Below are 19,370 nucleotides of genomic sequence, written 5' to 3' on the forward strand. Positions count from 1 at the left end.
CGCTTTTCTTTTTTACCAATATCTTTTTAACCCAGCTTCTCCTTCCACTCCTTCTCGTTGAACCCCACCAGCACGAAATCAGTGGTCACCACCAATGGACGCTTCACCACCATGCCGTTGGATGCGAGGATATCAAGCAGCTCGTCAGAGGTGGCCGTTTTCACCTTCTCCTTCAGGTTCTCCGATTTGTAGACCTGCCCGGAGGTGTTGAAGAACTTGCTGATGGGCAGTCCGCTGCGACCAACCCACCTTGTGAGCTCCTCTTTTGTGGGACGTTCCTCCACGATGTGGCGGGAGATGACCTCAACCTGGTTTGCTTCAAGCCATTTGGCCGCCTTGCGGCAGGTGCCGCACGATGGATATTGGATAAAGAGTGGTTTCATATTTTCCTGTGATTTCAATTCTTCTTCGTTTAGAGTTTGATCTCAATGTTATTCATTCTCAGGGGAGATACCTTCGACAGTGGGTTTTTATCGCTCAGCCTGAGCCTGTGCAGCTCCTGGCGGGAAAGCTGCATTGTCGGCAGCTTTTGTGCATAGCGACGCCACTCCCATAGCGGGGTGAGGCTGTAGCACAACTCCTCCTCAAAGCCGTTGTAATATTTTACAACCAGCTGGTTCAACCCCTTTTGCAATGGGATTAACACCGTTTCTCGCTGATGGTTCACCCTTTCAGGTGAAAAGTGGGCGGTGAGGTAACGTCCGTTCAGCAGGATATAGACCGCGTTGCCGCTGCCAATCTCCACCGCTGCCAACTGATCACGCGAGGAGTGAATCTCTTGCAGGAAGAGGAGGCTCTCCCGCTCCCCCAAGGGAAGGGTAAGCTTTTCTCCGTACCGGAAATCGGTAACCTGCTCCCAGTTCTCCTCCAATTCTTGCGCGTTCACTGGTGTTGCACGCTCCTCCTCAAGGAAGCCGAACACCCCGCGTCCCGGCTTTCGGTAAATGGGCCCCCATTGCACATCTTTTTCCGATGTCCTGATGGTCTGATAAAGGGATGAGCGTAGTGTCACCTCCTGTCTCGTGACATCCGCCTGCAACAGCAGGCTTTTCCCTGTTTCATCCTCCGTGAAATAAATTTCAGGGGTGATTTCCTTTTTCTTCGATGCAAACGACCAGTTGTATGCGAGCAGGCTCTTGTAGCCGGCGTAATAGTTGAGACTGGAGTGACCGAATTCACACTCCGCATTGCTCGGCATAAGTATACCGTTGTTCACCACATTTTCCGGGATGACACTGAAGCCGTCACGGAAGGCCACCTTCAACACCTCATAGGAGGAGGTAAACTGTTGGGGCAAGACAATATGGGTTGTGGTCTCTTTACCGCCCCTGGATATGAAACGTAACGACTCTCCGGAGGAGAGCAACCGTACCGAACCAATCTTCGCATCCAGATGATCCAGTTCAATCTCTTTTCCGGCATACTCCCGCTTCACGAAGAGATAGAGCGCATCCTTACTGGCGGTCACCTCTCCCCAGGGGAAAGAACGGTGAAAAGGAGCAGCCCGTCTGCCGTAGATCGCCTCACCGTTGGCTTGAAGCCATCGTCCCATCGCCTGCAGCAGCTCCTGCTCAAAAGGCACTAGGCTACCATCTCCTCGCGGACCGATATTGAGCAGGTAATTGCCCCCACGGCTCACCACCTTGATCAGACTTTCGATCTTTTCCTCCACCTTCGACTGCAGGGCACCCCGCTCCTGCCAGGAGCGGTAACCCCATGTCTCATCAAACACCGAGGCAGCAGTCTGCCAAGGCACAGAGAGGCTGTAGTCAGGGTACTCGTTGTCGGCCATCACACTGAAGTCCACAAAATCATTGCCCAGCCTGCCGCTGATCATGCAACCCGGCTGTAAACGGTTCACCAGCTCATAGAGCCCTTTGCTTTGCTCCGGTGTGAGCGATCCCATGTCGAACCATATCTCGGAGAGATCACCATAGCGGGTCATGATCTCCTCCACCTGCTTCAGGTTGTAGGCGTAATGCTCAGGGGTGAGCGGGTCGGCGTTGTGACTGGAGATGGGATAGGCGTGAGGGTAATGCCAGTCGATCAGCGAGAAATAGACACCAAACCCGATGCCACCCCGTGCGCAGGCATCGGCCAGCTCTTTCATCAGATCACGCCCGTAAGGGGTAGCATCCACAATGTTGAAACCGGTATATTGCGAGTGGTACATGCAGAAGCCATCGTGATGTTTCGAGGTGAAGACAATCGAGCGCATTCCCGCTTCCTTGGCCAGCGTTACCACCGCATCGGGATCCCACTGCTCCGGGTTGAACTGCTTGACACTGTTTCCATACCAGTCGCTGAAGATGCCCGCAAACGACTGGATCTGTTCGCTGTAGCCTCTTTTTACCGGTTGCCCCTCATAGACACCTCCATAGACTGAATAGAGCCCAAAGTGGATGAACATCGAGAATTTCCGGTCGAGCCACTCTTGCGACGGTTTCTGTTGTGCCGACAACAGGAGGGTGGAGCTAACCAGCAAAAGAAGGATTGCTTTGTACTTCATAGCGTGGGGTTTGAGGGGACAAAAATAGCGAATAAAACGAGAACTGGCAAACTGGCATGGTCGGGAGCGTTCTCCACTATCCCCTACAATGGCCACAAAAAACTGCAAATCGGTTCTATTTTACCCATAAATAGCGATTGCAGGCTTGTTGTCACAAGTATAATTTTGCAGGGTAGATTAGAGATCTGCCCAAAATGAAAATCAGTGTGAAGCAATTATATACATTATTGTTCTTTGTTTTTTATTCCTTTACCCTCGTCACCTTAGCCCAGACAGGCACAATAAGGGGAACGCTGCAGTTTGAAGATGGCACCCCCGTAGTGGCTGCGGTAGTCTATGTTCAGGCACTGGAACTGCATAGTGTGACCGACCTGAACGGCCAGTACGAACTGAAGGGAATCCCCTATGGCACCTATCAGGTAGAGGTACGATCCATTGAAACCCAGAAAAGTGTAACCCCTGTCACCGTAAACCAATCGTTGGTCACCTTCTCCCCGCTGCTCAGAGAGAGCAGCTACCAATTGGGTGAGGTGATCGTGAAAGGTGCTACCGAGAAGCGAATCATCGAGACCAAAGGATTTGCAGTGAATGTAATTGAAACCGAGCAGGAGGGGCTTAAAAACATTCAGACCAACGACCTCCTCAACAGGAGTGTGGGGGTCACCGTTCGCCAGAATGGAGGATTGGGCTCGGCGGTCAACTACAACCTGAACGGCATGTCGGGCAACTCGGTTCGCATCTTCGTGGACGACATCCCGATCTCAGCATATGGATCCTCCTTCAGTCTCAACAGCATTCCCCCGTCACTGATTGAACGTATCGAGGTCTACAAAGGGGTGATTCCTTCCCACTTGACCGATGATGCGCTGGGCGGGGCCATCAACGTGGTATTGAAGAAGAACATGCGCAACAGTCTCTCGGCATCGCTCTCCTACGGTTCCTTCAACACCTCTCAGGCAAACATCGACGGTCGTTACCGTGACGAAAGAACAGGCTTCACCCTTAACCTCTCCGGGTTCCACAACTATTCCGACAACGACTATGAGGTGTGGGGGAAGTTCGTGCGCAACATCCTCCCCAACGGGCGCTATGAGTATGTACGTGCCAAACGGTTCAACGATGCCTATCGTTCAGCGGGGGGCCGCATAGAGTTGGGGTTCACCAATGTGGTCTGGGCCAATCAGTTCTTCGTGGGATACAACGGCTCGGACGATTACAACGAGATACAGCATGGCACCTACATGTCAATCCCCTACATTGGACGCTTCTCCGAGTCTCAATCACATGCCTTCAACCTGCTCTACCGCAAGCAGAACTTTATAGTAAAGGGACTCGACCTGCAGCTCAGCGCGGTCTTCAGCAACCGCAGCCAGGTGGTGAACGACACGGTGAGATGGAACTACAACTGGTATGGCGAGAAGAGCCTGGGGCTTTACGGCGATCCCATCCTGCGGCCGAACGGTGCGCAGCAGGGTGCCCCCACCATCAGCCATACCGACCGGGATGTCTTCACCCTTCGATCGGGACTTGCTTACACGATAGTGCCACGTCACAAGGTGCTGATTAACCATTCCTATTACACCATCGACCGGCGGGAGTTTGATGAGATGCGTTCAGAGGTGGAACAAGCCTTTGTGGGCAGACGCGATCTTCAGAAGCAAATTGCCACCCTCTCTTATGAGATGACCTCCCACGGTGATCGCCTGCGCAGCAACCTCTTTGCAAAATTCTACCGGCAGATGATCGACCGGATGGACCCGGTATTGACACTTGACAATGGCGAGCAGGTCCGTACCGAAGAACGGGTGAACAGCACCAGAAAAGCTACCGGCTATGGTCTTGCACTCTCCTATGCTCTGCTGCCGGAGCTGTTGCTGCTCAGCTCTGCAGAGAAGGCTGTCAGGATGCCCTCAGAGAATGAGGTGTTTGGTAGCATTGGTGAGAACATTGTCGAAAACCCATATATCAACCCCGAGGTGAGCAACAACTTCAACATAGGCTTCAAAGCCGGTGATTACTACATGGGAGCACAGCGTTTCTCCTTCTCTGCCACCGGCTTTTTAAGGGATACCCGCGACAAGATCGTGCGACAGATCAATCCACGCCTGAACGATGCCATCCAGACCAGCCCCTTTGAGAACCTGGGCAAAACACAATCGCTGGGCATTGAGGCGGAAGCCAACTATGCCTACGGCGACAAGCTGAGCCTGTTGTTCAACCTCTCCCGTTTCAACACCCTCTTCAACATGAAAGAGGATGCCGGCGGCAACCGGCTCGATTATTACCGGAAGCAGATGCCCAACGAACCCTGGTTCACATTCAACAGTACGGCGCAATACACCCTCTTCAACCTCCTGCAAAAACGATCGCAACTCCACATTCATTATAGCTTCCGTTTTGTTGAGAGCTTCCAGACCACTTGGCTCGATATTGAAGATTTTAGGGTGCCCCGCCAGTTCATCCAGGATGCCGGATTCAGCTATCTATTTCCGGGAAAGAAATTTGTGGTCAGCTTCGATGTCAGGAACCTCTTCGACCGACAGGTGTACGACAATTTTGCCGTACAGAAACCGGGTAGGGCGTTTTACCTCAAGCTGAACTACACCATCAATCACATCAACATATAAAACCAGCATTATGAACACAAAACTATTCAGAACAACACTTTTCACCGCTATAGCAGCTTTCCTCTTCACCGGCTGTGAGCATGAAACGCTCACAGACAACCTGGAAACACCTCCCGATACCGAACGATGGATTACCGTGGCTGGTGCCCTGATGGGTGAAAACGCCGGTGATGGCAACGGGGGTACCATGGTCTATGCGGTCAGCTACGAGGATGCCCGTGACCCGAACATCTCCATCAACGTATTCGAGGAAGGATTTGGCGTGAAATCCAACCGTACCGCACGCCTGCAATCGTCAGAAGATGGCAACACCCTCTTCAACATCGCCTACACAGGTGAAAACGGAGGTGAGTTCTCCCGATACATCGTGAATGGTGGCAAGAACTTCATCCAGGAAGATGTGTCGGTGAGCATTGCGCAATATGCCGGCAGCTCGCCCCGCTGGGCCAAGTTGTTCGACGGTGATCAGGCCGGCATCGCAGTCAACGTGACAAATATCACCGCCAACAATGCAACATCAGGCTCCGGTGAACCCTTCCGCTACTACCGGGGCAGTGCCACCGTGCTGTCACTCGACCTGCAGAAAGTTGAGATCACAGGCTATAAGCAGTACCAGATACCCCTCTCCGAGGAGGAGGAGCTGCAAGGACACACCCTCTTCCGGCTCGATGCACCGGTGCTGAACAAGACGGGCAACAAGGTAATCATCGGTACCTGGATGCAGAAAAGAAACCCGCTGACGGGTGAAAGAGAAAGCGGCTTTGAACGGCTCGGCACCAAGTCGGTAGTGGTCGACTACCCCTCACTGGAGAACCCGCAGGTGATCACCTCCACGGTAGCCGACGGCGACTGCAGCGGCTATCGCAGTTTCAACAGCTTCCTCGGCGACGATGGCAACATCTACCAGGCAACACAGCGGGGCAGCAATGGCTCCTGGATCCTGCGGATTAACAGCAACAACCAATATGACAACACATACCGGTTCAGCCTTGACGAAGCTCTTGGTATCACCAACTCCTACATCGAGAGCTGGCGCTATGCCGGTAACGGTATTGCCTACGTGATGTACAGCCACGACGGCTCCGCCCCCTCTACCTTCAATGCCGAAGAACGTCAGAGCTTCCTGGCACGAATCGATTTGACTGACAGAACAGCCCGTCAGGTGGAACTGCCTTATGACCCAGATCTCTATTTCTTCCAGTACCAGGGCTTCCTGGTGAATGGCGATGAGGTCTACGTTGCCGTCACCCCGGTGGGCAAGGATGGTCACATCTACATCCTCAACAGCCGCACCGGTGCCGTGACTAAGGGAGCCCGACTCATTAACAAAGCGGGAAACCATTACATCGGAATTTATTGAATCACAGGGTTGATCCTTCCCGAGGAACAGCTCCCGGGAGGGATACAACCCATAAACATCATCCACTAATATGAAAAATTTACAACTTACCATTATCACTCTTTTTGCACTGTTTCTGATCACTTCTTGTCAGGGCAACGGTAAACAATCAGAAAAGAGTACCGCAGTTACAGCAAAGAGCGACAGTTTGAACTCAAACCAATCGAACCGCCGCCGGGGTCCCGACTACCAGGCACTCAAGCAGGAACTGCAACTGACAGGCGAGCAGGAAAAACAGTATGACGCGCTGCTGGAAAAATACCGCGGAATCCAGGAGGCCGGCCGTACTGCCTGGACAGGAGCCGACGGAAAGGTGGACAGGATGACGATGTTCGAAAAGATGGATGAACTTCGCAAACAGCAATCTGCCGAGATGGCAACCATCCTGAACGAAGAACAAATGAAGCAGTACGAAACCTTCACGGCACAGAACAGCCGTCGCCGGCCAGGTTATTCGGAAGAACTGATCAACCGTATCAAAGGCGAGCTCCAACTCGATGCATCGCAATCTCAGATGCTGGAGGCTGTGAACAAGGCATTTGAGAAGTCCTATCACGATGCGCACGATTTCTACCATGGCAATGGAGAACTGGCAAGGGATTATTGGAATCAATACGATGCGGAGCGAAAAAAAGCATTGAAACAGGTTTTCAACGAAACGCAATACGAACAGTACCTTGAAATCGTCAAGGATGTTACGCCTCAGGGCGGTCATTGATATGCGATTGCTAAAATCCCTGTTTCGAAAAAAGGGACGAAGTGAGTCCCTTTTCCGTTATCTGATATCACTCTCCCACCTCTGGTTGGGGCTGCTCTCATCCGTCGTGCTCTTCATCGTTTGCCTAGCGGGCAGCCTCTATGCCTTCCGCACCCCCTACCAGCAGTTCCAGAACCGCGAACTGCTGAATGCGGCAGTGCCTAAAGGAGAAAGTTTGTTGCAGGCTGAAGAAATTGAGTCGTTGTTTCACGACAGGGGAATGGTGATTGAGACAATCATACTCCCTTCTGGCAAAAAGAAAAACCTGATCGTCTCCTACCGCGAAAGTGAAAGCAACCTGAGCAGCACTGGTTACTTCAACCCATACACAGGTGAGGAGGTAGAGGGACATTACAACCGGAACTCTGAGCCCTTCTTTCAGATGCTGCTCAGCCTGCATAAAAATCTCCTGCTGGGAACAACGGGAAAGCAGGTAGTAGGAATATCGGTGATCATCTTCGTGATCCTGCTCCTGTCGGGAATGATTCTCTGGTGGCCTAAATCCCGACGGTGGCGAACCATCAAGGCTTCACTCCAGGTGCGCTGGAAAGCAAACAGCTTCCAGCTGAACTACAGCCTGCACCGTGTACTGGGCGTCTATGCGTTTCTTCCGCTGCTCTTCATCTCCCTCACAGGATTGTATATCGCCTATCCCTGGATGAAGAACGCGGTAATCATCACCCTGGGGGGTGAACCAATCCTGCAGCAAGAAGCTCAGGCAGACAATGAGGTTTCGGATGCATTCGCGGCACTGATGGAGGAGATGATGGAAAAAGAGGCGGAGAAGAGAGAAGGTCTGCAGAGGATTCGTTATTCGCTATCCGAGATAAAAGCGATGGCTGACAGCTACCTCGATTACCCAGCCACAACCACCATCGAGATGGCTGACGCTGAGAACCCACGCTACCGGGTGAGTAAAATCAACACCCACAACCTCCTCGGGGCCAAGGTTACCGATGCAGTCACTTTCGATCAGAAAGGTGAGATGCGCAGTCTTGAACGGTTCAGTGACCTTTCCTTACACCGCCAGTTCATCGATATCTCACTGCCGCTGCATACCGGCGAGATCATCGGCCTGCCCGGTATCCTTCTCTATGCGCTTACGTCGCTGATTGGATGCTCCCTACCGGTCACCGGTTTCCTCATCTGGTGGAAGAAAGCCGGGCGATCCGGCCGATAGCCTCAGTGGTACGCTCTGCGCTGTTGAAAGCGGTGAGGCGGAAATAGCCTTCACCGGCTTCGCCGAAACCGCTGCCTGGTGTCCCAACAATATGGCACTCTTCGAGCAGCCGGTCAAAGAACCGCCAGGAATCGAGTCCGTCAGGGCACTTCAGCCAGATGTATGGTGAGTGCTCTCCCCCGAAAACGGTATATCCATTTGCCATCAAGCCCTTTCTGATCACCATTGCATTCTGCATGTAGCTGTCGATCATCACCTGCATCTCCTTCTGCCCTTGCGGGGTATAAACCGCTTCGGCAGCACGCTGGATGATGTAGGGAGTGCCGTTGAACTTGGTAGACTGCCTCCTGTTCCAGAGATGGTGAAGAGAGACCTCACCACCACCGGTAGTGACCGATTTAAGCTCCCGGGGTACCACCGTGTAGCTGCACCGCAGCCCGGTGAAGCCGGCGCTCTTGGAGAAGGAGCGGAACTCGATGGCACATCGTTTGGCACCCTCGATCTCATAGATGCTGCGGGGGATGGTCTCATCGCGAATGAACGCCTCATAGGCGGCATCGAACAGAATCAGGCTTCCGTTCTCCAGTGCCCAGTCGACCCACTTCGTGAGTTCCTCCCGTGTCATCACAGTGCCGGTAGGGTTGTTGGGATAGCAGAGATAGACAATATCCACCCTCTCTTCCGGCAGTTCCGGCAGAAAGCCGTTCTCCTCACTGCAGCGCAACAGTCGTATCCTGCCGCTCTTGCCGATGCGCATCAGGGTGGTATCGAGGTAAACCGGGTAGACCGGGTCGGTGATGGCTACCAGATTCCCCTCTCCCAGGATATCGCCGATGTTGCCGGTGTCGCTCTTGGAGCCGTCGCTCACGAAGATCTCACCGGGAGAGATGCCAATACCCCGCTTTTGGAAGTCGGTCTCGGCAATCGCCTCCCGCAGGAAAGCATACCCCTGTTCGGGGCCGTAGCCGCGGAAGCTCTCCTTTACCCCCATTTCATCTACTGCCCCATGAAGGGCACTGATCACAGCCGGAGTGAGGGGCAGCGTAACGTCACCGATGCCAAGCCGTATGATGTCAGCATCGGGATGAGCAGCACGAAAATGCTTCACTTTCCCGGCAATGGTACTAAACAGATAGCTCTCACCGAGCTGAAGATAGTGTTGGTTTATTTGAAACATAATATGTTGATGTGTTGTTGTGTGAATCAATGCACCTCTCCTTTGAAAACGAAGTGGGCATCGCCTGTAAGAAAAACCCTGTTCTGCTCCCTATCCCACTCCACCCGGAGGTCGCCGCCACGAAGATGAACCAATGCTGCAGGATCGGCACGCCCGGTCAGCACTGCGGCAGCCAGCGCTGCACAGGCACCACTTCCACAGGCGAGTGTCTCACCGCTGCCACGCTCCCAGACACGCATCCGAAGCTCACTGGGGCTGATGATCTCCAGGAACTCCACGTTGGTACGCTGCGGGAAGAGTGGATGATGCTCAATCACGCGGCCGATAAGGGGCAGATCAAGTTTGTCAATCTCCTCATTGAATATCACCACGTGGGGATTGCCCATAGAGATGAAGGTGACAGGATAGCGCGCTCCTGCTGCTTCCAGGGGATGCTCAACAATCTCCGACAACAGAGACTGAGGTGGTTGCATCAGGCTCCCGTCGGTCATCGCGGGACCCATATCCACACGCACCTGTATAACCTGATTGCAACCGTCAGCAACCGTCAGCTGCAGTTGTTTGATGCCCGACAGCGTCTGCAAAGCAATCTCACGCTTGTTGGTGAGTCCCCGCTCGTAAAGGTATTTCCCCACACAGCGTGCGGCATTGCCGCACATCAGTCCCTCGCTGCCATCGGCATTGAACATCCGCATGGAGAAATCGCCCACTTCTGAAGGCCCGATCAACACCACTCCGTCGCCCCCGACCCCGAAATGGCGGTCGCTCAGTTTCCGTGAGAGAGCAGCAGGATCCTCAATCCGCTCCTCGAAGAGGTTGATATAGATATAATCGTTGCCGGCGGCATGCATCTTTTCGAATTTCATTGTTATCCCTGTTTATGCCCTTTCTCCAAATGAAAAAAAGCTGTCTGACTTCCATGGGAACCAAACAGCATTATGAAAGGCTTACACCCGAAGAAAGGGGTTATTTGTATACATTTGCTACTTGTACGGCAAATATACAACATTTTGTCGGATTTTCAGCCATAATATTGCGCTTATTTATACCGCACCCATTTGAACATCTCCTTGAGCGATGGCTTCTTCCCATACATCAGGATTCCCACGCGGTAGATCTTGGCAGCAACCACAGAGATCAGTATAAAAGTGCCGTAGAGCAGCAGGATGGAGAGGAGCTTCTCCCAGAGGGGAATGCCAAAGGGAATACGCACCATCATCACGATGGGGGAACTGAAGGGGATCAGTGATGCCCAGAAGGCAAGTGGCCCGTCGGGGTTGTTCACGCTGTAGAAGCCGGCGAAGAAGGCGAACATGATCAGCAGGGTGACCGGTGTGAGGAACTGACTGGTATCCTCCTCACTGTCGACCGCCGAGGCGAACATGGCAAAGATGGAGGCGTAAAGCACGTAACCGCCGATGAAGAAGAGCAGGAAGAAGAGAATCACCTCCAGCCAGTTGATGCTGAGGATGGCACTCATGATGCCCTGCATTTCCACTCCGCCCACATTGCCCATGGCGCTCATATCGGCCATGCCTCCCATGCCGCTGCTCATGGATGCAACCTGTTCGGGTGAGGCGATGAAGAGCGATAGCAGGCTGAAAAGCCCCCCGGCGAGGATGCCCCAGATAGCAAGCTGGGTGATACCCACCAGGCCGATCCCCACGATTTTGCCGATGAGCAGGTTGACCGGTTTCACCGAGGAGACCATCACCTCCACGATGCGTGTCTTCTTCTCCTCCAGCACGGCCTGCATCACCATGTTGCCGTACATCAGGATGAACATGTAGATCAGGATGGTGAAGACCATGCCGATGATGGTGGCCACTTCGGTGGAAGACTCGGTGACGCTGCCGTCATCCCCCATCCGCAAGGTCTGCAGGGAGATGGAGGGTCTCTCTTCAAGGATCTCCCGTACCTGCGTGATGGCTTCGCTATCCACCTCCCCGCTGCCGGAAAGCTGATCGAGTCGTTGCTGCGTCACTTTCTCCCGCAGCGTCTGACGGATGAGTGACTGCAACTCCTGCGGCGACTGTTTCTCGGAAGTGAGCGATACCGATCCCTGATCGTTGCTCAGGTCGCCGGTGATCTGCAGGATGGCAAAGAGCTCTCCCCCTACCTTCGTCTGGGCGTCTGCCTGAGCTTCTTCGCCAATAACCTCGAAATGAAATGTTTCGGTCGATTGCAGCAGGGGGGCATAGATGCCGCTCCGGTCGATCACGGCAATCCGTTTCACCTCCCCGTCGTTGAGGGTGGAGAGCCAGAGCGGCAGAAAGGTAAGCCCTACCATCAACAGCGGCATCAACAACGTGAGGATGATAAATGACTTTTTACGAACCCGGGTGATGTATTCCCGTTGGATGACTAAACTAAGTGTGTTCATATGTTTGTGCGATTGATTCGGATGAAATGATAATGAGGTTCTCAAGCAGTAAAAAGGATTACTGGGTGACGGTCTGAATAAATACATCATTCATGGTGGGCAGCTCTTCGTCGTAGCTCACAACCTCGTAACGGTCGAAGATTAGTTTCGCCAGCTCATTGCTGCTGATGTTCTCTGTCTTGCGAATGCGCAGGTCGATGAACTCGTGGTAGGGTTCTTTCGAGAGCAGGGTAAAAGAGGGGTGCTCCAGATCAAACCCGTTGCCGTAGAGCCGGAAGCGGAAGATGCCGGGACGATGCTCATTGCGAATGTCGTAGACGCGTCCCTGCAGCACCACCTCCGACTTGTGAATCAGGGCGATATTGTCGCAAAGCGCCTCCACCGACTCCATGTTGTGGGTGGAGAGAATGATGGTCTTGCCCTCCTCCTTGAGGCGGAGCATCTCATTCTTCACGATATCGGCATTCACAGGGTCGAAGCCGCTAAAAGGCTCGTCGAAGATGAGCAGGTCGGGGTTGTGGATCACGGTTGAGATGAACTGCACCTTCTGCTGCATCCCCTTGGAGAGCTCCTCCACTTTGCGGTTGTACCAGCTCGTGATGTCGAACCGCTTGAACCAGATCATCAGCTCCCTGTGGGCATCTTGTTTCGACATACCGCGCAGCTGTGCCAGGTACATCGCCTGCTCACCCACCTTCATCTTCTTGTATAGTCCACGCTCTTCGGGCAGGTAACCGATGCGGTAGACATCCTCCGCCCGTGAGGGGCGCCCTTCGAGGAGTACCTCCCCGCTATCGGGTGCCGTGATACGGGTGATGATACGGATCAGGGTGGTCTTACCGGCACCGTTCGGTCCCAGCAATCCGAAAACGGTGCCCTGTGGCACCGATATGTTCACCTTGTTGAGCGCCAGGTGATGGGCATACTGTTTTACAACTTCTTTGGTTTCAAGATACATATTGGTACTTCTATTTGTTGTTTCCGTTTTAATATTTCAGGATGATTCGTTCTCCCAGCTCCTTGGCCAGCAGTTTCTTGATCTGCTGCAACTGTTGCAACTGGACAATCAGTTCGCTCTCATCATCCGAAGAAGCATTTTTCAGCGCCTTCTTCACCGCTTCTATCCGCTGCAACACATAGGCATTCTTCAACTCAGTGGTGGCACGCGGAACATAGCTTTGGAGCAGGTTCTGTTCCAGCAGACGGGAACTTTGGTCTCCCAGCTCCTCTCCCAGGATCCGGGAGTGAATCTTGCTCAACTGATAGCGATCGCTCATCAGCTCAGAGGCCAGGTGGCTGATCTCCTGGTCGGAATGTGAGATGAAGTGACGGCCGGAGTTAAATGCTGCATCTTCCATGTGTTCAGACGCCTCCTGAAAGATGCGAAGGTAGAGCGCATTGGTGAAAACAATGTTGTCGCGTTCCAGGTCAAAAAGCACAAATTCAGTTACACCGGGACCCTCCTCCACCAGGACATCCTCTTCTACCACTTTCTTTCCCTCCTTCCGCTTTTGCTTCTCATACTTGCGATATATGGGGGTGTTGCCGTAGCGGATCACGTAGCGAATCACCTCCCGCTCGTATCGCTCATAAGGTCCAACCTTGACTGTTTTACCCAATTTCTGGGTGGCAGCGTTCACAGTGGCCGATACAACCTCTGTTCTAGATGCCGCCACAGTCTCCTCCCGCTCCTGCTGCTCCTTCTTGCGGTCGTAGTTGCGGCGTCTTATCCTGTTGGTCTCTGCAATCAGTACCCTTTCCTGGATCTGAAGCATCTGCGCAGATTCTTGTATGTATACCGAACGGGTGATGGAATTGGGTATCAGGGCGATGCTCTCCACCACGTTGGAGATGAGACCGGCTCTTTTTACAGGGTCATCACCGGTCTCCTCCAGCAGCAGCTGCGTCTTGAAACGGATGAAGTCAACCTCGTGGTCAGCGATGAAACGATTGAACTGCTCCGCATTCTGCCTGCGGGCAAACGAGTCGGGATCCTCCCCCTCGGGCAATAGCACCACCTTGACATTCATGCCGTCCTCCAGCAACAGGTCGATGCCCCGCAGGGCCGCCTTGATGCCGGCGGCATCGCCATCGTAGAGTACGGTAATATTCTCCGAGAAACGGTGAATCATGCGTATCTGACCGTGGGTGAGTGCGGTTCCCGAGGAAGCCACTACGTTCTCGATCCCTGCCTGGTGCATAGAGATCACATCGGTATAACCCTCCACCAGGAAGCACTTGTCTTGCTTCACGATGGCATTTTTAGCGAAATAGATGCCGTATAGTTCTCTGCTCTTCGAATAAATCTCGCTCTCGGGAGAGTTGACATACTTGCCCACGTTCTCCACCTTCTTGAGGATTCGCCCTCCAAAGGCAACCACCTTTCCCGAGAGGGTGTGCACCGGGAAGAGCACCCTTCCGCGGAAACGATCCACCAGCGGCCTGTTGTCATCTCCTCCGGCAGAAAGACCTGTTTTCAACAGGTAGTCGCGCCGGTATCCCGATTTCTGAGCTTCAGAAGAGAAAGCGTCTCGCTGCTCCAGGCTGTAACCCAGTTGGAATTTCTTCACGATGTCATCTCGGAAACCTCGCTCCCGGAAATAGCTTAGCCCCACCGCTTTTCCCTCCGGGTGGCTGTGAAGGATCTTCACAAAATAGTCGCGGGCATACTCGTTGAGAATGAACATGCTCTCACGATCGCTCTGGGCCTGCTTCTCCTCATCGGTATACTCCTTCTCCACCACCTCGATGCCATACTTGCGGGCAATGTATTTGAGGGCCTCGTAGTAGGAGAGCTGCTCGTGCTTCATCACGAAATGGATGGGTGAGCCACCCTCGCCACAAGCAAAGCACTTGCAGATATTCTTGGAGGGAGAGACGTAGAAGGATGGAGTGCGGTCGTCATGGAAGGGACACAATCCCACGTAGTTGACTCCCCTGCGTCGGAGTGTGACGAAGTCGGAGACTACATCCACGATCTGCGCGGCATCCTGAATACGTGCTATGGTGAGATGATCGATCATTGAGGATACGAAATTAATGATTTAGTTGGTGAATTCGGCAAATTTCAAAAATTATCTCTACATTTGTGAGAGACAAATCTGATACTAATAGTTGTACAGCTAAATTTTGCAAGATGGAGAAGATTGACTGGTCGAACATCTCGTTCGGTTACATGAAGACAGATTACAACGTACGCAGTTACTACCGCGACGGAAAATGGAGTGCCCCACAACTGGAGACCTCCGAAGAGCTAAGCCTCCATATGGCGGCCACCTGCCTGCATTATGGACAGGAGGCTTTTGAAGGGTTGAAGGCATTTCGTGGTAAAGACGGAAGGATTCGCATATTCCGCATGCGCGACAATGCCGAGCGACTGCAATCATCCTGCCGGGGCATCATGATGGCCGAACTGCCGGTAGAGATGTTTGAAGAGATGGTGCTGTTGGCAGTGAAGAAAAATGAGCGCTTCGTGCCTCCCTATGAGAGTGGTGCATCGCTTTACATCCGTCCCCTGCTGATCGGCACCAGCGCACAGGTGGGCGTGAAGCCATCGAAGGAGTATACCTTCCTGATCTTTGTCACCCCGGTGGGTCCCTATTTCAAGGAGGGTTTCAAACCGACTCCCATGGTGATCATGCGCGAATACGACCGGGCGGCACCCCTCGGCACCGGCACCTTCAAGGTGGGAGGCAACTATGCCGCGAGCCTGCGCTCAGGCGAGAAGGCACATGCGATGGGATACTCCGCCGTGCTTTACCTCGATGCCAAAGAAAAGAAATACATCGATGAGTGTGGCCCTGCCAACTTCTTCGGGATTAAAGATAACAGCTACATCACCCCCAAGTCGGAATCCATTCTCCCCTCCATCACCAACAAGAGTCTGATGCAGCTGGCAGAAGAGATGGGAATGCGGGTGGAGCGTCGCCCCATAGCGGAGGAGGAGCTCGCCACCTTCGAGGAAGCAGGTGCCTGCGGCACAGCTGCGGTAATCAGCCCCATCCTGCGCATCGACGACATCAGCGAGAACAGGACCTATCACTTTTCGAAAAATGGTGAGCCCGGCCCCGTGAGCGAGAAGCTATATCACAAGTTACGTGCAATCCAGTACGGCGATGAGCCGGACAAGTATGGATGGGTGACCATCGTGGAATAATAAAAAAAAAGCGGCAGGTGCCGCTTTTTTTTATTTTATTTATTTTATTTGTCTCCCCACTCCCTGTAGGGATGGATTGAGAGATAGGAGTTATAATAACGAACATTTCCTGTCACTTCAGTTCCGAGCCAGTCAGGTTTCTCAAAATATTCCGCCTCATTGTCAAGTTCCACTTCAGCGATCAACAACCCCTCATTCACACCTGCGAACTCATCCACCTCAAAAGTATGCTTCCCCACCCTGACAAGGTAACGGGTCTTCTCAATCACCGCATCCTCACAGAGAAGCAACATCTCTTCCGCATCTTGCAAAGGGACCTCATACTCCCACTCGCGGCGGGTGATTCCTCCTTCTCCCACAGCTCCTTTCACAGTGATATATCCTTTCTCACCCTTCACACGCACTCGTACCACACTGATGCCTGATAGCGAGAGATAGCCCTGCTTCATCAGGTAATGTTTATGAGCATGCGGTTTGTATGCTCCATTGACCAGGAATTTGCGTTCAATCTCGTAACCCATAGCAGTTGTTTTATGGATATAACAAATGAAATCAATAAGTGTTGGGGTTTAAAAAAAAGAATAAAAAAAATAACTATGTTTTTAAGCTTGCGTAATCACTACGAAAAAATAAAAACATAGTTAAGATTTTGGTTGGATTAAATAAAAATCAATGCGCGTAATTCTATTCTTTATTCAATGAATCTGTAACAAAAATAATATGTTTATCTGAATTAATAAAATTATTCATATGGAAAAGCCATCATGTTGAGGAATTATTCCACACTATTGTGAAAATAATATTACATATAATTCCATACCTTTGCGTTAGTCAAACCTAAAACAGCATTTCCAATGAAAAAACAGCTCTTTTTTTCTCTCTTCGTAGGAATCTTCCTTTTTGCTTCACCAAATTTATTTTCCCAAATGTCGGTATCTGCTCTCTTCAGTGACCACATGGTGTTGCAACAAAAATCAAAAGCACCCATTTGGGGCAACGATTCACCCGGCAGCAAGGTGGAGATTGTTGTATCCTGGAACGAAAAGAGCTACGAAGCGTTGACGAACCGGGAAGGGAAGTGGCAGACAACAATAGAGACACCTGCCGCAGGAGGTCCCTATCAAATAGTGATCAACGGGAGCAAAAGCATTACATTCTCCAACGTGCTGATTGGTGAAGTGTGGATCTGTTCCGGTCAATCGAACATGGAGATGCCCTTCGCCGGCTGGGGGAAGATCTTCAACTTTGAAAAGGAGATCGCAGCTGCAAATCATCCCCGGTTACGGTTGCTGCAGGTAGACAAGACCACCAGCACCTATCCGCTGGAGTTGCCGCCCATCTCTTCCGGAGGATGGCAGGAGTGCTCACCTAAAACCATCCCCTACTTCTCCGCCACTGCTTACTTCTTTGGAAGGGATCTCCTGCAGGAGCTGGATGTGCCTGTGGGGTTAATTCACACCTCCTGGGGTGGCACCATGGCAGAGGCGTGGACCAGCCTGGAGTCGCTCCAGCTGATGCCCGACTTCAAGGCACTAGCGGAGGAATATGCCGCGCTTCCGCACGACAAGGAACAACAAAAAGCCTATTTCGAAGAGAAGTTCATCGAGTGGCACCAGCAGGTAAACGCTTTGGATTTCGGAATAGAAAATGGTAAAGTGGCAACTGCTGCTGCATCGTTTCCGGAAGAGGGATGGAGCAGCGTCACCCTGCCCGGTCCCTGGGAGAACAACGGCCTGCCTGAGTTCGATGGCATCGCCTGGTACCGCAAGCGCATCGAGATCCCGGAGGACTGGGAGGGGCAGGATCTGATTCTCTCGCTGGGAGCGGTCGATGACAACGAGGAGACCTGGTTCAATGGTGAGAAGATCGGTGCCACCGAGGGTGCCGGAACTGCGAGACGTTACCATATTCCCGGAGCCCAGGTGAAGAGAGGAGAAGCAATCCTGACCGTAAGGGTGCTGGATACCGGCGGCCTGGGCGGCTTCATGGGCGATGAATCAGATCTCTACATCGCTCCGGCAGGAAAAGAAACCCTTCGGGAGAACCTGAACGGAGAGTGGTTGTTCCGTACCGCGGTCAACCTCAACGATGTGGGGATGCCGCCACAGCGAAATCCGGAGAGTCCACACTACCCCACCACGCTCTACAACGCCATGATCGCCCCGCTGGTGCCCTACACCATCAGAGGTGCCATCTGGTACCAGGGGGAGAGCAATGCCGGCCGTGCCTATCAATACCGCACACTCTTTCCGCTGATGATCCGCGACTGGCGAACAAAATGGGGTTTCGAGTTCCCCTTCTACTTCGTACAGCTGGCCAACTACATGCAGCGCAAAGATGAGCCTGCAGCCTCAGGTTGGGCAGAGCTGCGGGAGGCACAGTTACAGACCCTCCACCTCCACAACACCGGGATGGCAGTCACCATCGACATTGGTGATGCAAAAGACATTCACCCGAAGAACAAACAGGATGTGGGCAAGCGTTTGGCGCTGCTGGCACGCCATCATACCTACGGTGAGGATCTCGTAGCCGAGGGACCGCGCTATAACTCCTACCGGATCGGGAAAGATTGCATCCGCATCAGTTTCAAACCCTCCACAAGCGGGCTTACCGTCAAGGGAGAGGGCAACCTCAAAGGATTTACCATCGCCGGCCCCGATAGGATCTTCCACTGGGCCGAGGCGTACATCGAGGGCGACGAGGTGGTGGTGCGCTCAGCCAAAGTGCCCTTCCCCGTCGCGGTTCGCTACGGCTGGGCCGACAACCCGGAGTGTAACCTGGTGAACGAGGCAGGGCTCCCCGCATCACCCTTTCGTACCGACGACTGGCCTGGAACAACAATACAAAATCGGTGACCAATGAACAGAATAATAAATGAAAATCAACCTGAGGCAATTTTATAGAATTGCATTTTGGGTTAGTCTTGTTGGACTGATAGCAATCATCTCTGATTTAGGCTATACACAGACTATCATTTACCAAAAATTTATTGATGGGTTCTACTTCTTTGTTCTTGTTGTTGGTTTAATTTCAACCCTCTCACGATATATTCAGAAATTCACACTCATAAAAAGAAAGGTATTCATTTTTGACCTGCTGTCGGTTCTCTTTACCCTATGGATTTTTCACATGTACCTGTTTGTTGGTACTCCTTTTGATACCGACCTGTTGCTGGAAAATCC

General features: G+C 52.5%; 14 protein-coding genes. 6 read left to right on the forward strand and 8 right to left on the reverse strand.

What is annotated here, in order from left to right:
* Nucleotides 1-26: 26 nt before the first annotated feature.
* On the reverse strand, nucleotides 27-383 hold the full coding sequence (locus JS578_06775; protein QRX62610.1) for an arsenate reductase family protein: 357 nt from the start codon (nucleotides 381-383) through the stop codon (nucleotides 27-29).
* Between the two features lie 29 nt (nucleotides 384-412).
* Nucleotides 413-2,509 carry an alpha-L-fucosidase gene (locus JS578_06780; GenBank protein ID QRX62611.1) on the reverse strand — a complete coding sequence of 699 codons (2,097 nt, stop codon included), beginning with the start codon at nucleotides 2,507-2,509 and terminating at the stop codon, nucleotides 413-415.
* Nucleotides 2,510-2,715: 206 nt separating this feature from the next.
* Between JS578_06780 and JS578_06785 the strand changes: the two genes are divergently transcribed.
* The 4 genes from JS578_06785 (at nucleotide 2,716) to JS578_06800 (ending at nucleotide 8,472) form a co-directional block, all read left to right on the forward strand.
* A complete protein-coding gene (locus JS578_06785; protein QRX62612.1) occupies nucleotides 2,716-5,136 on the forward strand; it encodes a TonB-dependent receptor in 2,421 nt (806 codons plus the stop codon).
* Between the two features lie 10 nt (nucleotides 5,137-5,146).
* Nucleotides 5,147-6,496, forward strand: coding sequence for a hypothetical protein (locus JS578_06790; GenBank protein ID QRX62613.1), 1,350 nt, complete (start codon nucleotides 5,147-5,149; stop codon nucleotides 6,494-6,496).
* A 70-nt stretch (nucleotides 6,497-6,566) separates the two neighbouring features.
* Nucleotides 6,567-7,253, forward strand: coding sequence for a hypothetical protein (locus JS578_06795; protein ID QRX62614.1), 687 nt, complete (start codon nucleotides 6,567-6,569; stop codon nucleotides 7,251-7,253).
* Nucleotides 7,228-8,472, forward strand: a complete 1,245-nt coding sequence (locus tag JS578_06800) for a PepSY domain-containing protein (protein QRX62615.1) — start codon at nucleotides 7,228-7,230, stop codon at nucleotides 8,470-8,472. Before JS578_06795 ends, JS578_06800 begins: the two co-directional genes overlap by 26 nt.
* On the opposite strand, the gene JS578_06805 is transcribed toward JS578_06800, so the two are convergent.
* From JS578_06805 to dnaG, 5 genes are all read right to left on the reverse strand, one after another.
* The gene (locus tag JS578_06805; GenBank protein QRX62616.1) at nucleotides 8,435-9,649 is read right to left on the reverse strand and encodes an LL-diaminopimelate aminotransferase; all 1,215 of its coding nucleotides are present in this window, start codon (nucleotides 9,647-9,649) and stop codon (nucleotides 8,435-8,437) included. The genes JS578_06800 and JS578_06805 overlap by 38 nt on opposite strands.
* A 26-nt stretch (nucleotides 9,650-9,675) precedes the next feature.
* Entirely contained in the window at nucleotides 9,676-10,515 is an 840-nt protein-coding gene (locus JS578_06810) for a diaminopimelate epimerase (GenBank protein ID QRX62617.1), read from the reverse strand.
* Nucleotides 10,516-10,688: 173 nt separating this feature from the next.
* Nucleotides 10,689-12,032, reverse strand: a complete 1,344-nt coding sequence (locus tag JS578_06815) for an ABC transporter permease (GenBank protein QRX62618.1) — start codon at nucleotides 12,030-12,032, stop codon at nucleotides 10,689-10,691.
* A gap of 58 nt (nucleotides 12,033-12,090) precedes the next feature.
* Nucleotides 12,091-12,990 (reverse strand): ATP-binding cassette domain-containing protein, encoded by a 900-nt coding sequence (locus JS578_06820; GenBank protein QRX62619.1) that lies wholly within the window; start codon nucleotides 12,988-12,990, stop codon nucleotides 12,091-12,093.
* 28 nt (nucleotides 12,991-13,018) lie between these two features.
* The gene (gene dnaG, locus JS578_06825) at nucleotides 13,019-15,055 is read right to left on the reverse strand and encodes a DNA primase (protein QRX62620.1); all 2,037 of its coding nucleotides are present in this window, start codon (nucleotides 15,053-15,055) and stop codon (nucleotides 13,019-13,021) included.
* 113 nt (nucleotides 15,056-15,168) lie between these two features.
* Here dnaG and JS578_06830 point away from each other — a divergent pair, with 113 nt between their 5' ends.
* Nucleotides 15,169-16,188 carry a branched-chain amino acid aminotransferase gene (locus tag JS578_06830; GenBank protein ID QRX62621.1) on the forward strand — a complete coding sequence of 340 codons (1,020 nt, stop codon included), beginning with the start codon at nucleotides 15,169-15,171 and terminating at the stop codon, nucleotides 16,186-16,188.
* Nucleotides 16,189-16,232: 44 nt separating this feature from the next.
* Here the strand turns inward: JS578_06830 and JS578_06835 are convergent, their stop codons facing one another.
* Complete coding sequence (locus JS578_06835; GenBank protein ID QRX62622.1) at nucleotides 16,233-16,709, reverse strand: CYTH domain-containing protein; 477 nt, start codon at nucleotides 16,707-16,709, stop codon at nucleotides 16,233-16,235.
* A gap of 333 nt (nucleotides 16,710-17,042) precedes the next feature.
* Between JS578_06835 and JS578_06840 the strand changes: the two genes are divergently transcribed.
* Nucleotides 17,043-19,043, forward strand: coding sequence for a 9-O-acetylesterase (locus JS578_06840; GenBank protein ID QRX62623.1), 2,001 nt, complete (start codon nucleotides 17,043-17,045; stop codon nucleotides 19,041-19,043).
* The last annotated feature ends 327 nt before the right edge of the window (nucleotides 19,044-19,370 follow it).

Source organism: Dysgonomonadaceae bacterium zrk40, assembly GCA_016916535.1.
Taxonomy (GTDB): Bacteria; Bacteroidota; Bacteroidia; order Bacteroidales; family Dysgonomonadaceae; genus Proteiniphilum.